This window comes from Gillisia xinjiangensis (assembly GCF_046298265.1).
GTDB classification, from domain to species: domain Bacteria; phylum Bacteroidota; class Bacteroidia; order Flavobacteriales; family Flavobacteriaceae; genus Gillisia; species Gillisia xinjiangensis.
On record NZ_JBKAHK010000010.1, the window covers coordinates 119,330 to 135,122 of the forward strand.

Sequence of the window (15,793 nt, forward strand, 5' to 3'; positions counted from 1 at the left end):
GCAGTGGCTTTTGTAGGGATCCAAACCCAAATCAAGAGGAATAACAGGAAATCTATCCTTCTCTTGATCGCATTTCCTTTACTAATTCTCGCTGCTGTTTTTGCAGTGGTATATTTTACCACTTTTAATCAGGACGGAACTCCCAACCCCGATTTAGCCGTGGATGCATTTTTACAGGCGATTCCTTTTGTAAGCGCGGTGGTGGTGGTATGGTTTCTTATCGCTTATTTTGCTCACGGAAAGATGATCTCTATGGCCACCGGCTCCAAACCACTGGAACGTAAGGAGAATATGCGGGTGTACAATCTGGTGGAAAACCTTTGTATGAGTGTGGGGATGAAAATGCCGAAAGTGCGTATTATAGAAAGCGATGCCCTGAATGCCTTTGCCAGCGGACTCAAAGAAAAAGATTTTACAGTCACCTTAACCCGCGGGATCATCGAAGAGCTGGAAGACGATGAGTTGGAAGGAGTAATCGCGCATGAATTGATGCACATTAGAAATAAAGATGTACGGCTGCTGGTTGTAACCGTTGTGTTTGTGGGGATCTTTGCTTTTGTGGTACAAATTGCTTTCCGAAGCTTTTTGTATGGAAATATAGGAGGAAGCCGCAGGAGAAGTAAAGATGGAGGCGGGCAATTAATGATTATCATTCTCATCGTTTCTTTTATCGCTTATATGATCTCCATGGTTTTTAAATTCGCCTTAAGCCGAAAAAGGGAATATATGGCAGACAGTGGTGCTGCTGAAATGACGCGTAAACCCTGGGCGCTCGCTGCTGCTTTAAAAAAGATTTCTGTAAATCACCATGTAAAGGTGAAGAGTGAAGAAGTGCAGCAAATGTTTATTGAAAACACCCCGAAGGATACTTCAGCAGGTTTGTTCGGAGGCCTGGGAGGATTGTTTTCAACCCACCCGCCTATCGAAAAAAGGATAAAGTTTCTGGAGCAGTTTTAGAGAGGAGTGAATCGTGTGGTGTAAGGAATGAATTTTAGTCTTAACCTGGTTTGAATAATTATGCCTTCTCCATTGTTGATCGGTTTTAAACATTAATTTTCAATGCTACTTGTTTTTTTTTATCTCCCGCTGATCTAAACTGCTCAGTCTCATTTCTAAACACGATTCAAAATTTATGAGCAGCTTAGCGGGAAAATTTTCAATAAATACCCTCTGAAAACCTTTTAAAAACACAAAATCCACCTTAAAAAGAGGTGGGTTTTGTGTGCTGTCTTTACAGTAGTTCCGTTTAAGCTTCTTTAAAAATTTCTATAGTTCCAGGACCGCATTTTCTGCTCCTGCATAATCGTTCCATCGATAAGCATCTGCTTCAGGATCGTTGGAATGATTGCCATCTATAAGGTATTTAAATTCAAATGAATTCTCCTTTGGCAAATCCAGGGTTCCTTTAAAGGTTCCTGTTTTTAATTTTTTCAGTTCGTTTTTAGAGGGATCCCAATTGTTGAAATCACCAATTACGCTAACTTTTTCAGCATCTTTCGCGGGTACGGTAAAGGTCACTTTACACACCGGCTTTGTCTTTAAATATTGTTTTGAAATTCCCATAATTTTTAATTTGAATTAGAGCGCTAATAAATACATTAAAATCCTGATTTACAAGGCATAATATCATATTATAATTTTTTTTTGAATTGAAATCGTTATAGTTCAAAACTTTTTTGAGACCGGAGAAATTCAGAAGAAACCAGCCACGAAAAATTTTCCGGATCTGCTCATTCTGAAGAAGATAAAAAAAGATCTCCATCAAAAAATTTAAGTTATGTTTTACAACATTATGGATTATTTTTAAACCTCCGGTAAGCATTGCCGTTTTTGCTTCATTCCTTTTTTAACCGCAAAGCATGCCAGGAAAAAAAATACCCGTCCGACAGTTACTGGCAGGCCGGGTACGCAAAGAAAAAATGATGATTGAAAATGAACCTTGGATAATTATTGAGTTGAAAATTATAAAAGGACTACTTGACAGAAATGCCGAATGGAATAGTAATACTTTGCGACCTTTGTGCGCTTGCGGTTAAAGAAAGCACCTTTCTACAATTTCCTAAAACAGAAACAAAATTTATAAATCCTTTCGTATATCAACTATGGATATAACGGAATAACGGATGGATAAACCTGAAAAAATCAGCCCTAATATCCTATCTTTAAACTACAAACCCGCTCTTATGGAAAACACAGGTTTCGATTTCTGGATGTTTATTGCAGGTCTCGGGATTTTTCTGTTTGGGATGCGGCACCTGGAAGAAAGTATAAAAGGACTGGCAGGGAAATCCTTTAAAAATTTATTGCAGCGGTTTACCGATAAAAGCTGGAAAGGTATCCTCACCGGGACGGCGGTTACCGCTATCCTGCAAAGCAGTTCCATGGTTACCCTGCTAGCACTTGCTTTTTTAGGTGGAGGGATGATAGGACTTAAAAACGCATTGGGCGTAGTGCTGGGAGCAAATCTGGGCACAACTTTCACGGCCTGGATTGTGGCAACCTTTGGATTTAAAATGGATATCGCCGATTTCTCCTTTCCGTTCCTGGCAGTTGGGATCTTAAGCTACCTCTTTTTAAAAAGCAGGCCCTTTTTGATGAATCTGGGTGGACTTCTCATTGGTTTCGGATTGTTATTCCTGGGACTGGACTTTATGAAGGAGGCTATTGAAATGGTAGCAGGACAAATAGATTTAAGCAGCTTTGCGAACTACGGATTATGGGCTTTTTTGCTATTGGGACTCTTTATAACCGCACTTATACAGTCCAGCTCTGCGATGATTGTTATAATTTTAAGCGCCCTTAACGCCGGACTTATAGATATATATCAGGCCGTAGCCATGGTTATTGGCGCAAATATAGGTACCACCGTTACACTTATATTTGGTTCCATTGGCGGCACCGCCGATAAAAAGAGGCTCATGCTGGCAAATGTTATTTTTAATTGCATTACAGGACTTCTCATTTACTTTTTAATAGATCAGCTTGTCTATGGAGTGTATTACTTTTTTAAGGTGGAAGATGTCCTTATGGAGCTTGTGCTTATCAATACACTTATTAACCTGATAGGGATTGTTTTGTTCTATCCATTTTTAGGGATTTTCAGAAACTTTTTGAACCAAAGATTTATTTCTTCTGCACCACAGGGAGAAACACTATACGTAAAGAATATATCCCCAAATGTACCCGATGTAGCTCTCAAAGCCCTGGATAAGGAGTTAATCCAGGTCTATAGTTACACCAGGGATTTTATTAGGGAAAGTTTAGGATTAATGGAACGGGAGAAAAACCGCGAATCCCAGTGGAGAAAGATTTTTTCCAACGCCTCCGGATTGATGAAAAAATACGAGAAAATAAAACGCCTGGAAGATGAACTTACAGCCTATTATGCACAGCTCCAGGAGGAGAACCTTTCTAAGCCGGAAGCAGAACTTCTTACCTCTGGAATGATGGGCTTGCGCTCCATGATCTATGCCGCCAAGGAAACTAAAGATGTTATTCACAACATCCTTTTTATGATAGAAAGCGAAGATCCCCTGGCACAGGAAGTGCTGGAGCGCTTGCGAAGAGTGGTACGCCTTAGGATTCAGGAACTTGATGACTTGCTCGGACTGGAAACTCCCAAAGTGATCCCTGTACATTGGCTGGATGAAAATGAAGCCTTTTACAAGGAAACCATTACCTGGCTTTATAAAAATATTAAAAGGCACGATACTAAAGGAGTTCAGATTTCAACCATGACCAATGTGATCCGGCAAACGGTATCCTCGCTTAATAATTTATGTAACTCTATAATTTATGTGAAGTTTAAAAAAGAGACCGCTGTAGATAAGTTTACTGTTTAATAATCAGTAATGTAAGGTAGAGAACCAGGATCGTTAAACCTTAGGCGTAACTGAAAGAATCAAGAAACAAGACTTAATTTTAATTCACTGATAAAAATTTAAGTATAATCCCTAATTCATTTTAATTATGGATAGAATTTAAAAAATTCATAAAAGCAAGGGCTATTTTTAAAAATCTCTTTCGAAATGCCCAATGGAGGTATTTCAGCATTAACAAAAATGTTAACCGGACAACAATGTTTAATAGTAACAAAACCTGGCAAGGCAGAAAAATTTTTGGACCAGGTGTATAGGAGAAAAGGGAAAATTGAATTTGCAAACCTGAAGTTTTTGTTTGTGACAGGGGCGAAAAATATTATGCCTCAGAAAGGGCAGAAAAGCAATTGGACAAGCCTGAAATAAAATCCGGAGGGATTGGATTATTTAGGCTGCCACGATCACATTAATTATCGCACTTACAACTCCTACAAGGATGGCAGCAAGGACAAAAGCAACAAGTACTTTTGCAAAAACATTAAAGCCCTTTGTAGTTTCTTTGTAATTTTCGACAAACACTCCGATAGCTTCCATAATAATTTTATTTGTTTAGTTAAACCCTTAATGCTGTCTTAAGTTACACAGATATTTCAGGCTAAAAAAAACTAATCGTTGAAGGGAAGATAAATCAGGCGAATTACGTGATCCTTAGATTTTTATGGATTTCGGGAAGTTAAAAGTCGGAATTAATTTACTCAGGTCTTTCCCAAAAACAGAACGATCCATCTAATATTCAGATGAATCGTTTTACGGAATAATTCCTTATTTTTTCGGGTTGGAGGTCAAGGTAATATAGCCCGAAATTTTCAATGATTTTACTCTTCCTTGCCTCGCTTAAACGTCTTTTTCTTACGGTGTTTTACCACTTCAGCTTCGCGGAAGAAAATAATTTCTTCAGCAATATTTGTAACAAGATCGCCAATTCTTTCGAGTTTTTTTATCACGGAGAACAACAAAAGGAACTGATCAATCAATTCGGGATTAATTCTCACTTCCTTCGAGATGACCTTAAAGGATTTCATATTGATCTTATTGAGGACTTTATCCTTTTTGAAAACCTTTCTGGCCAACTTTGCATCGGCTTCAATATAGGCATCGGTAATATCATCCAGCATAGAAAGTGCCGACTCAAACATTTCCTCCACCCGCATTATCTCCAGCAACCTATCCTCAATAGGAGTATCAACCTCGATGATATATTTTGAGATTCCGTAGGCGTGGTCCCCTACCCGCTCGAGATCAAAATTGATCTTTCTAAGAGCCAGAACAAACCTGAGGTCGCTGGCCACGGGATTGTGCAGGGCGATAAAACGCTCGCAATCACGGTCAATTTTTAAATCCAGAGCATTTACCCTGTTCTCAGTTCGCACTACTTCTTCTGCCAAATCACTATCATGCGTAAAAAATGCATCCCGGGCATTCTCGAGTTGTTTTCTGCAAAGCGACAGCATCTCTACCCCAGATTGATTCAGGGCTTCTCTATGTTGATCTAAACTTATCATAGCCTAATTTTTTATCCGAATCTACCGGTAATGTAGTTTTCGGTTTGTTGTTTTTCAGGGTTGGTAAATAATTTCTTAGTTCGGTCATACTCGATGAGTTCTCCAAGATAGAAAAAAGCGGTGTAATCACTTATCCTTCCAGCCTGCTGCATATTATGGGTGACGATTACTATAGTGTACTTTTCTTTCAATTCGTAAATAAGTTCCTCGATTTTAGCGGTAGAAAGTGGATCCAGGGCAGAGGTAGGCTCATCCATTAAAATTATTGAAGGTTCTACAGCCAGAGTACGCGCAATACATAATCTCTGTTGCTGTCCTCCTGAAAGTGCAATAGCCGATTTGTTGAGATCGTCCTTAACTTCATCCCATAAAGCGACTTGTTTCAAAGAATCCTCCACCTTTTCCTTCAGAAATTTTTTGTCTTTTATCCCCTGAATTCTCAGGCCATAGGCAACATTTTCAAAGATAGATTTTGGAAAGGGATTCGGCTTTTGAAATACCATGCCTACCTGTTTCCGCAATAGCTCTACGTTGATCTTCTTTTTATAAATGTTATCACCGTCAATTCGCACTTCTCCTTCCAGCCTAAAGCCATCCACATAATCGTTCATCCTGTTGAACAAACGTAAAAATGTTGATTTTCCACATCCCGAAGGACCAATAAAAGCAGTGACTTTATTGGCCTTTATGGTCATGTCTATACCTTTAATAGCCATAAAATCATCGTAAAAGACTTTTACTCCTTTGGTCTCAAGTTTATGTTTCCTTTTGATAGACTTATCTATCACGATCTCCTTATTCTTTTTGCTCATTTAAAGAAGCTTTTTTATTTTAATTTTTTCTGCCATTTATTTCTGAAATAAACCGCGATTCCATTCATTATAAAGGTAATCAATAACAACATAATAATCGCCGCGGCGGCATTTACTTCAAATCCTGCCTGAGGCCTGGAAATCCAGTTAAAGATTTGTATAGGCATCACCGTAAATTGATCCATAGGAGATGAAGGCGCGAAAGGCACATAAGCCAAGGCTCCAATAACAATTAGCGGAGCAGTTTCACCCACCGCCCTTGAAAGCGCTAAAATTACCCCGGTTAAGATCCCTCCAAAGGAAGCCGGAAGCAACTGCATGGAAACCGTTTGCCATTTGGAGGCGCCTAATGCAAAGGATGCGTCCCGAATGGATTTTGGAACTGCCTTAATCGCTTCTCTTGTGGAAACAATCACAATGGGAAGGATTAGCAAGGCCAGGGTGAAACTACCGGCCAGGACACTTGCGCCCATTTCCAGGATCCTCACAAAGATCTCAAGACCTAAAAGTCCGTAAATAATGGATGGTACACCTGCCAAATTGGAAATATTAACTTCTAAAATGGATGAAAACCTGTTCTTTGTGGAATATTCCTCCAGGTAGATCGCAGCACCAATTCCAAGAGGAAGTGAAATAATTGTGGTTAACACAAGAATCCAAATACTCCCCATTAAGGCGGTAAAAATTCCCGCATTTTCGGCATTTCGGGATGGAAGGCTGGTGATAAAATCCCAGTCTATCCTTTGTAATCCATCGATGAGGATGGATCCTATAAATATTGACAGAAGTACTAAACCCAAAAGGGTACAGGCAATTCCCCAGCCCATAAATATCTGGTCTTTAAGTCTGTTTTTTTTTATACTATTCATATTTCTCCCTGAATTTTTTCCTGATTCTATAACTAATAGTATTAAGCAGGAAGGTAAAGATGAACAAGGTAATTCCCGCCGCAAAGATGGTCCTGTATTCCAGGGATCCATGCTGTACGTCACCCAGACTTACCTGCACAATATAGGTGGTAATGGTTTCTACCGGAACTGTGGGGTCAAATGTTAGTCGTGGCTGCTGTCCCGCAGCGATTGCTACGATCATGGTTTCTCCAATGGCTCTGGAAATTGCCAGGATTATGGAAACAATTATTCCTGACGAAGCCGCAGGCACCAAAACCCTGAAGGAATTTTGCAGTTTTGTGGATCCCATTCCGTAGGCAGCTTCCCGTAAAGAATTTGGCACCGCATGCAAAGCATCTTCACTTAAGGAGGATACAAAAGGAATGATCATGATCCCCATAACCAATCCTGCCGAAAGGGAATTAAAACCTGCAAGTCCCGGGATAAAAGATTGTAGGAATGGAGTAACTACCGTAAGGGCAAAAAAACCGTATACTACAGTAGGTACTGCAGCCAATAGTTCCAGGGCCGGTTTTATGGTCCTTCGGAAACTTTTTGGAGCGTATTCGCTGATGTAGATACTTATGGACAATCCAACCGGTACTGCAAAGGCAATAGCTATAAACGAAGTTAGCAGCGTACCGGATAATAAAGGCAGGATCCCAAAATGTTTATCACTAAAAAGCGGCGTCCACTGCGTATCTGTAAGAAAATCTATAATAGGAACTTCTTTGAAGAAGTTTACAGCCTCAAAAGAAAGCACCAGAATAATACCCAAAGTCACCAAAATTGTTACCAGCGCACTAGCCAAAAGGGACTTTTCAATAACGGCCTCTTTAAATTTTCGCATATAAAGTGATCATTTACAAAAAATTACCGGGATTAAAACAATCCCGACAATTTTCTGTTTGAAAAATTATTTTTGATTTTCCTCAACGAAATCTTTGAATTTCTTCTGCTCCCTTTGATACTCTTCAGCAGTTAAAGGAACATATCCCACATCCTTTAAAAGGGAAGGCACTTCCTTTAGATAAAAGTTAACAAAGTCTATCACTTTAGGATTATTTTGAATAGAAGAACTGTTAACGTAAATAAACAATGGTCTTGAAAGAGGGGCATAAGTCCCGGTGCTCACAGTTTCTACTGTAGGCTCTATACAACCCTGACCGCCATCGACGCCCACCATTTTTAGTTTATTTATATTTTCCTCATAGTAAGCAAGTCCAAAAAATCCAAGTCCGAATTTATCTCCGGCTACTCCCTGCACCAATACATTATCATCCTCACTGGCAGTGTAATCTCCACGGCTGCTTCCGCTTTCTCCCATGATGGCTTCGGTAAAATAATCGAAAGTTCCTGAAGCTACTCCCGGACCATAAAGATGAATTTCTTCATCAGGCCATTCTGGATTGATCTGGTTCCATCTCATGATTTTACCTTGTGCAGCTGGTTCCCATATCATTTTCAATTGTTCTACGGTGAAACATTGCACCCAATCATTCTCAGGATTTATAATAACAGCAAGACCATCGTAGGCCACTTCAAGCTCAATAAAATTGATATTGTTTTCCTCTGCAATGGCTTTTTCTTCCTCTTTTATAGATCTTGATGCATTAGTGATATCGACATCTCCCTTGGTAAATTTCTGAAACCCCCCTCCGGTTCCTGAAACTCCAATAGTAACATTTACATCCGGAGCTTCTGCCCGGTACTCTTCAGCAATAGCAGCAGTAACGGGAAAAACGGTGCTGGATCCATCAATAGAGATCCCGGAACCTCCCTGATCTTTTTTATTGTTTCCGCAGGACAATACTGAAAATGTAACAGCGGTAATTAAAATTAATTTTTTCATAAGTAGCTATTTATTGTTTATTTCTTTTATAAATGAAATTCAAATTGTAACCTGTACATCAAACCATCAAATTGATCCTGATTAAGATCTGTATAACTTATATCGGTTTGTACTTTTAATTTATGTCCAACCAGATATTTGGACAATCCGAGGGTGTATTGATTTTCTATTAATTCAGAAAAATCATCGTCCGGATTTACGCTTGTAAAGCGTCCAAGAATTTGATAATTATTTTCAAAAAGGTATCCAGCCTGGAAGTTGAATGCTTCTCCAATATTTACAATATCTCCGGTTTCTGTACCATCTGAATTTACGGCAAATGGTTTGTCTGCACTCCTGTCGGCATATTCAGCCATCACGGAAACACCTTTATACTTGAACATGGCATCCAAAAATAAAGTCTGAATATCGGTTTCAAAAAAGCCATTATCGGTGAACATGTAAGAACCCATATTGGATCTTGTTTTCACTGCATTGTCATTGTAATCATAAGTTACTCCAACGGCCAATTTTGGCTGTGATTCCCGCTTGAGATCTGCCCCTGAATAATCGGAAAAATCGCCAAAAGGAAGAATCTCTGCCCTTCCGGTATATTGATAACCTCCAATATTCCCTGTGGTTATATTCCTGCCTTCCCCCTGAGCAAGGGAAACTATTTCTCTTAGCATAAAATTGTCCCCAAAAGTAATGAAATGGTGTAATTGTACACCAATATCCCTGTCAATATTATACCTGCTGTTAAGGAGAGATCGATCCACCGTTTCCAGATTAGCTGAAGAAATTACCCGCTCTCTGTTTCCCGGCAGTTTAGTTTGTCCTGCCCATAATTCGAAATTTTCATGAAAATTCCACTTTATTACGGCATCCAGAATAATCCGTGGTGTATTACCTGTAAATTGAGAGGCGCCTGAAATATCCCTGTTTGACAATCCTAATTCAAATTTATAGGTGAGTTTAGGGGAGTAAGCGAATCCCTCAAATTTGAGACGAGCCCTCCTTATTAAAAAATTGGTCTCTCCATCCTGAATACCACCATTCTCAGGAACATCCCATTGTGAGGTCATTAAAGACTGAAATCTCACGCCAAAATAGGCGCTGTAGGAGCTATCCTTAGCCACTACGTTTATCAATCCTTTACCGAATTTGTTTTCTGTAATATCCTGTCCCTGCGCATACAAGCTTACACATACTGCAAATGCAGTAATATAAAAATTTTTAAGTGTCATAATTTTCCCTGTTTTTGTCGATGCAAATAACCGATCTTAATGTTACCTGAATGTTAACTGGGAATTATGTTTAGGTAAAAAAAAAGGTTGTCTGGCCAAGACAACCTGTTCATACATCTAAATCGACAAAAACTGAGAATATATGAAAATCCTTAATGAACATTAAGATTTCAAAATTCACAATTATTTCCCTGTAAAGTGTAAAGAGAATATTAAGAAATATTTAAATTAAAAACCTGTATTGGCACTAATATTTAAAGTTATCCTGTAAAAGATAACAAATCCCGGAAGATTCAGAAAATTTAAATCCAGCTGAAAAAGGTATGCTGAAAAGAATCCAAAACTTTGGAATCTCCAATTAACCTAAACTTTTCAGCAAAATTTAAAATCCCCTTTTTGAATACTTAAGCGGTTCGTTTTAAAACGGACTGGTTGCTAAGTTGCTGGCTAATAAGATTTGCCCATTTCCTGGCATGACTTACTTCCAGATCCTGATTAAAGTGAAGATCGTAATCAAAGAGGTTAATACTCTTTTTGAGCCCGGAGTTCTTAAAAGAAAATTCCAGATTTACCCGTCTTAACAAATGTTCGGTTTTCCCTTCTTTTTGAACATCAAGTTCCCCAATATTGGGCACACAGGCCGCAACCATCTTAAGGTCAATGAACACCACAATAAAATCTTCTTCAGACTTCTGCACAAACAGAAGTTTCTTCTCGGTAAGATCCAGACCTATGTAATTTTGGCTCCAGGTTTCTTTTAGTTGTGAGTTTATTTCGTGATTTTTTTCTTCCTCCCGGAATTTATTAGTGAGTTTTTTACGGTCGCTGTTTCTTAATAGCGGAAGCAGTACAAATGGTAAAAATATCAGCACTACCAAAATGGCAGTTACCAGCATAAAATCTAATTTCATGATATATAATTATTAAGTTTTCTTTTAAGTGAAAGTCGCCTGTTCAGGGGTGACTGCTATGGAACCTGTCAACAAAAACAGATTTCCGCAGAAAAACTTAATTACAGAAAAGTATGAAAAGGGAAGATGATCTTTTGCTTATCAAGACCGGGTTTTATAGTAGCCGCATAGCGGATATAAGCATTTGCCTTGCGGGCCGAATTGGAGCCTCTAAAAACAAAGTCCGGTTCGCCAAATGCAGAATTGGGATGCGAAAAAAGAAGATTCGAAGGTGCTGTAAGAATGCTCTCCCAAGCTACCTGTAATTCTTGATTTATTTGCGGAAAATTGGAAGAGTCCTCCTGGTGGTGGGATTTTTCATAAATCGCAATTGCATAGGCCAGGTTACTTGTAACCAGGAAAGATAAAAGGCCAAGGACTTTTAAAAATTGCATATTCCGAATTATAATAAAGAACAAATGTAGAGACAAATTGTGTTAAAAAAACACAAAAAATTTTGAAAAGAATTATTTTTTGTTCTTTATAAATGTTGTCCGTTGAACATTTTTTTGAAAGCTTAAACCACACCTTCATTGCACAGTCCAATGGGATTTTTAATAAACACCTTACTTTTCTGAGTTTTTAAATTATATCGATAATTAAAGTGTTCTGAAAAAACAGAAATCATTTATCATCTAATTAAAATCAAGTCTTTTTTCCTGGTTCTTGCAGTTCCGCTGAATGCGGAACGATCTTGACTCTTTACCGGACACTACTGATTATTTATCAACAGCTACTTTATAATGCGGGTCTTCCATCACGTTCACGTCAATTATCTTATCTGCATTTTGGAGCAGTCTCTGACAGTCGGGACTTAGATGCCGTAAATGAACTTTCTTTCCAACCTTTAAGTAGCGTTCAGTAATTTTATTTAGAGCTTCAATCGCAGACATATCAACGACCCTACTTTCTTTGAAGTCGATTACGATTTCCTCCGGGTCATCTAAAACATTAAATTTCTCATTGAATGCACCAACCGAACCAAAAAACAAAGGTCCATATATCTCGTAATGCTTGACTCCTTTATCATCAACATGCTTCCTTGCTCTAATTCGTTTGGCATTGTCCCAGGCAAAAACTAAAGCCGCAATTATTACTCCTACTATTACTGCCAGGGCAAGATTATGTAGTATGACTGTTACCAGGGTCACCACTACCATAACAAAAATATCAGATTTCGGCATTTTATTGACGGTCCTCAAGCTCGCCCATTCAAAGGTTCCAATCGCTACCATCATCATTAGCCCAGTCAATGCCGCCATTGGCAATCTCTCAATTAAGCCAGCACCAAACATCACAAAAATTAATAGCGCAACTGCCGCCACAATTCCAGATAGTCTTGCACGGGCACCCGAAGATACATTAATCAAACTTTGACCCAACATCGCACATCCACCCATACCAGAAAATACACCCGAAAGGATATTCGCTGCACCTTGGGCAACAGCTTCTTTGTTTCCTCTTCCTCGAGTTTCGGTAATCTCATCAATAATATTTAAAGTAAGAAGGCTTTCTATTAAACCAACCCCTGCCATTATTGCTGCGTAAGGAAATATCAAGGCCAGGGTTTCCCAGGAAAAAGGCACATTAGGAATATGAAAGGGTGGGAATCCTCCTTGAATTGATGCAATATCTCCAACTGTCTTGGTGTCTATACTGAATGCCACAACGACTCCAAATACCGCGAGTATCGCAACCAATGAAGAGGGTATAGCTTTAGTCAATTTTGGCAGACCCCAAATAATCAGCATCGTTAACAGCACAAGCCCAACAATTACATAAAGTGATTGTCCAGTCATCCACACCAACTCTCCAGAACTGTCAACTGTCTTGAACTGGTTTAACTGGGACATGAATATTATTATCGCCAAACCATTTACGAACCCATAAATTACAGGGTGAGGAACCAGTCGCATTAATTTTCCCAATCTAAAGATCCCAGCAAGAATTTGAATTAGTCCCGCAAGAATTACAGTTGCAAATACATATTCAACTCCGTGAGAAATTGCCAGTGCAACAATAACTACAGCTACAGCACCAGTAGCTCCCGAAATCATTCCAGGCCTACCACCTAATATTGCGGTGACCAATCCAACTACGAATGCAGCATAAAGTCCAGTCAATGGTGATAAGCCAGCAATTAAAGCGAAAGCAACTGCTTCAGGAATAAGTGCCAGTGCAACAGTAAGTCCCGATAAAATTTCAGTCTTGTAATCTACTTTTTGTTTAAAATCGAATAAATTGAAAATCTTCTGCATAAATGGATTTTATTAGGAGCTTATAAGCTTACCGGAGATATAGTAATAAGGAATTAGAATGTGGATGAAGGGCAGAAATTCTCAGGGCGGAGTAACCGCAGGAAGACAGTAAGTATATTTTTTAAAAACCTCTTTCATTTTTATTTTTGAAGCTGCAAATGTAATACTTATTTCGGATTTGACCTGAACAAAATTCTGTTTAATAACTCAAGTCTTCAGAGAACGCTTGGTCTGAATAACCTGTCAAACCCATCAAGAATTAAACATCTTTAATATCAAACCAAGCGCATCACCGGCTATCCCGAAGATGAGGACCACATCGTTACCAAAAAGATCACCAAAACCAGCCCGGGCTATGAACTTATAGATGACACTCATGCATGGGAAAGTCTGGATCAATGAGCAGCAATATTTTGATAAAGCACCTCTGCTCGCCTGGGAATTATACATCGGTGGTTACCAACCGGCTCAAAAATGGCTAAGAGACCGCAAGGGCCGTGAGTTCTCGCACTACCAAAAAATTATCGTGGCACTCACGGAAACCGACAGGTTGATGAAGGAGATCGATATTGTTGGAGTAGTAGTAAAAGATGAAATTATGGTGGAAAGTAATTTAATTCTAACTCGGCAAGATCATTATAGGGTAAATAGAAAAAAAGGGTGAAATTATCGAATTTGAAGCAAAAGCCGGCCTGGATATTGATTAAGAGATTATGTGTTATACAAAGGGAGATAACCTGCAATTTATCGTCAGGAGATTCTGGGAGCCGAAATAATTTTAATTTCAGTTCCTAATCAATTTAATTCTCTGATTGTGCCAGTTTTATCATTTTAAAACGACAGAAGATATATTTCAACGATTAAATTTCTAATATATATTTAAATATTACTATGGGAAGACCTTCCACAAAACCAACAGACCTGAGAGATGGTTATTATATTGAAGTCCGAAATAAAAACCAAAAATCTGGAGTCAAAATTCGACGAGATACCAAAAGCCAACTCCTCCTGGCCATCGATGAATATAAGGAGAGTAAAGATGTTGTTATTTTAGGAAAATCTGAAAATGGTAAAATGAAGGATATCCAGAACTTACTTTAGTATAATAAGCTTTTCCGTTCAAAAACAAGAATCGTATTTCTCTGCTATTTACGATAGGGAAAAATATCAGTACCAGAAAATTAAATTTTCTCCTTTAAAACAATTTGGGGCCCTATCCATGGCTAATTTGATATTATCGGTAATATTATGCTTGCCAAGCAATGCATAAACATTGGCTTTTAATAACTCTTCCTTCACCTTTCGGTTAGCCCCGGATATAATTATTTGAATCCCTTTTTCTTTAATTTGGTTGCTTATCTCCTTTAACCTGTTCACACCTGTAGCATCTATAAATGGAACATTTCTTATCCTTAAGATTAGTATTTCGGGTTTGAAATTTAAATCGGTGACTACTTCCTGAAATTTTTGGGAAGCTCCAAAAAATAATGGACCATTAATTTCATAGAGCAATACTCCTTTTGGAATTTCTGGAACTTCTTCTTCAAATAACTGTTCCCTAACCTCATCATTTGATTTCAACAAAGCCGATAAGTTTGCGTCCTTACTCCTCGCCACTTGCATTAATCAAGGCCGTTGTGCGTCCGCTAAGAAAACGGCACAGTCCAAAATAACCCAATTGTTTAAATAAAGAAATTCAGCCAATGAGTAAAAACGAGTGCAATAAAAGAATCGATAAATCAATGAAAGATTCTGAAGAAGGAAAATTAACTGAGGCAAATGATTTAATGGCTGAAATTGAAAAATGGAACTAAAAATTTATTGGAAGAAAAGTTAGTTTTTTGTTCAAAGGAAAACATCGGATCCGATAATTTAAAAACCCGGCAACCCCTGTAAAGCCTACAAACTAAAAGTGTCACGTCGAAGTCGAGACGTTTTTAGGTTTCTAAACGGATAAGCATAAATAAAATTTCTGAAATATTAAAAAATGCTGAATCAATTTTTAAAATCCCCGCAACACCTTACGGTCAGCATTTTTTTTTTGCACAGCCTGTGCATCTATAATTTCCTATCTTTGCGTTCGTGAATATAATCGCACTCATATTATCTTTTTATTTCCTTGGTCTTAATTTTATACCTTGTGATGACACGGTGGAATCAAACGATCAGGATACTATTTCTGTTAACTTAACTTTTAACCAGGATAATCAAGATCAGCAACACGATGATAAATCCGACGGTTGTCCTCCTTTCTGTCAGTGCCACTGCTGCCACGTTCACGTGGTAAATTTCCACCCCGGTAATTTCGAAGTTCTGGATCTGGAGATTCCCAATCTTATAGTTCAAAAAGCAGAGAATCCCGGGATAGAAATACTGGATTCCCATTTTCAGCCTCCCCGACTTTAATTCAGTTTAGAGGATAGTT

18 protein-coding genes are annotated in these 15,793 nt (G+C 38.5%); 5 read left to right on the forward strand and 13 right to left on the reverse strand.

Going from position 1 to position 15,793, the window contains the following annotated elements; genetic code table 11:
- Positions 1-3 precede the first annotated feature (3 nt).
- Positions 4-957, forward strand: coding sequence for a M48 family metallopeptidase (locus ACKGJN_RS15410; protein ID WP_409540447.1), 954 nt, complete (start codon positions 4-6; stop codon positions 955-957).
- A 309-nt stretch (positions 958-1,266) separates the two neighbouring features.
- On the opposite strand, the gene ACKGJN_RS15415 is transcribed toward ACKGJN_RS15410, so the two are convergent.
- Positions 1,267-1,563, reverse strand: coding sequence for an isoamylase early set domain-containing protein (locus ACKGJN_RS15415; protein WP_409540448.1), 297 nt, complete (start codon positions 1,561-1,563; stop codon positions 1,267-1,269).
- Between the two features lie 620 nt (positions 1,564-2,183).
- Between ACKGJN_RS15415 and ACKGJN_RS15420 the strand changes: the two genes are divergently transcribed.
- Entirely contained in the window at positions 2,184-3,842 is a 1,659-nt protein-coding gene (locus ACKGJN_RS15420) for a Na/Pi cotransporter family protein (RefSeq protein ID WP_409540449.1), read from the forward strand.
- A 423-nt stretch (positions 3,843-4,265) separates the two neighbouring features.
- Here ACKGJN_RS15420 and ACKGJN_RS15425 read toward each other — a convergent pair whose 3' ends face one another.
- The 11 genes from ACKGJN_RS15425 to ACKGJN_RS15475 form a co-directional block, all read right to left on the reverse strand.
- Complete coding sequence (locus tag ACKGJN_RS15425) at positions 4,266-4,412, reverse strand: hypothetical protein (RefSeq protein ID WP_409540450.1); 147 nt, start codon at positions 4,410-4,412, stop codon at positions 4,266-4,268.
- A gap of 281 nt (positions 4,413-4,693) precedes the next feature.
- Positions 4,694-5,380: a phosphate signaling complex protein PhoU gene (phoU, locus tag ACKGJN_RS15430; protein ID WP_409540451.1), complete on the reverse strand. Its 687-nt coding sequence runs from the start codon at positions 5,378-5,380 to the stop codon at positions 4,694-4,696.
- An 11-nt stretch (positions 5,381-5,391) separates the two neighbouring features.
- A complete protein-coding gene (gene pstB / locus ACKGJN_RS15435) occupies positions 5,392-6,192 on the reverse strand; it encodes a phosphate ABC transporter ATP-binding protein PstB (protein WP_409540452.1) in 801 nt (266 codons plus the stop codon).
- 14 nt (positions 6,193-6,206) lie between these two features.
- A complete protein-coding gene (pstA, locus tag ACKGJN_RS15440) occupies positions 6,207-7,061 on the reverse strand; it encodes a phosphate ABC transporter permease PstA (RefSeq protein ID WP_409540453.1) in 855 nt (284 codons plus the stop codon).
- Positions 7,054-7,932: a phosphate ABC transporter permease subunit PstC gene (gene pstC, locus ACKGJN_RS15445; RefSeq protein WP_409540454.1), complete on the reverse strand. Its 879-nt coding sequence runs from the start codon at positions 7,930-7,932 to the stop codon at positions 7,054-7,056. Before pstC ends, pstA begins: the two co-directional genes overlap by 8 nt.
- Positions 7,933-7,998: 66 nt before the next feature.
- Complete coding sequence (locus ACKGJN_RS15450; protein ID WP_409540455.1) at positions 7,999-8,934, reverse strand: PstS family phosphate ABC transporter substrate-binding protein; 936 nt, start codon at positions 8,932-8,934, stop codon at positions 7,999-8,001.
- Between the two features lie 26 nt (positions 8,935-8,960).
- Positions 8,961-10,160, reverse strand: a complete 1,200-nt coding sequence (locus ACKGJN_RS15455; RefSeq protein WP_409540456.1) for a porin — start codon at positions 10,158-10,160, stop codon at positions 8,961-8,963.
- A 404-nt stretch (positions 10,161-10,564) separates the two neighbouring features.
- Positions 10,565-11,071 (reverse strand): hypothetical protein, encoded by a 507-nt coding sequence (locus ACKGJN_RS15460; protein WP_409540457.1) that lies wholly within the window; start codon positions 11,069-11,071, stop codon positions 10,565-10,567.
- A gap of 101 nt (positions 11,072-11,172) precedes the next feature.
- Complete coding sequence (locus ACKGJN_RS15465; protein WP_409540458.1) at positions 11,173-11,505, reverse strand: hypothetical protein; 333 nt, start codon at positions 11,503-11,505, stop codon at positions 11,173-11,175.
- Between the two features lie 324 nt (positions 11,506-11,829).
- Positions 11,830-13,368, reverse strand: coding sequence for a SulP family inorganic anion transporter (locus ACKGJN_RS15470; RefSeq protein ID WP_409540459.1), 1,539 nt, complete (start codon positions 13,366-13,368; stop codon positions 11,830-11,832).
- A gap of 252 nt (positions 13,369-13,620) precedes the next feature.
- Entirely contained in the window at positions 13,621-13,746 is a 126-nt protein-coding gene (locus ACKGJN_RS15475; protein WP_409540460.1) for a hypothetical protein, read from the reverse strand.
- On the opposite strand from ACKGJN_RS15475, the gene ACKGJN_RS15480 reads away from it, so the two are divergent.
- Together ACKGJN_RS15480 and ACKGJN_RS15485 are read left to right on the forward strand one after the other, a co-directional pair.
- Positions 13,745-14,032 carry a type ISP restriction/modification enzyme gene (locus ACKGJN_RS15480; RefSeq protein ID WP_409540461.1) on the forward strand — a complete coding sequence of 96 codons (288 nt, stop codon included), beginning with the start codon at positions 13,745-13,747 and terminating at the stop codon, positions 14,030-14,032. The genes ACKGJN_RS15475 and ACKGJN_RS15480 overlap by 2 nt on opposite strands.
- A 227-nt stretch (positions 14,033-14,259) precedes the next feature.
- The gene (locus ACKGJN_RS15485; RefSeq protein ID WP_409540462.1) at positions 14,260-14,469 is read left to right on the forward strand and encodes a hypothetical protein; all 210 of its coding nucleotides are present in this window, start codon (positions 14,260-14,262) and stop codon (positions 14,467-14,469) included.
- A 66-nt stretch (positions 14,470-14,535) separates the two neighbouring features.
- Here ACKGJN_RS15485 and ACKGJN_RS15490 read toward each other — a convergent pair whose 3' ends face one another.
- Positions 14,536-14,952 (reverse strand): STAS domain-containing protein, encoded by a 417-nt coding sequence (locus tag ACKGJN_RS15490; RefSeq protein WP_409540463.1) that lies wholly within the window; start codon positions 14,950-14,952, stop codon positions 14,536-14,538.
- 498 nt (positions 14,953-15,450) lie between these two features.
- Here ACKGJN_RS15490 and ACKGJN_RS15495 point away from each other — a divergent pair, with 498 nt between their 5' ends.
- Positions 15,451-15,774: a DUF6660 family protein gene (locus ACKGJN_RS15495; RefSeq protein ID WP_409540464.1), complete on the forward strand. Its 324-nt coding sequence runs from the start codon at positions 15,451-15,453 to the stop codon at positions 15,772-15,774.
- Positions 15,775-15,793: the final 19 nt, after the last annotated feature.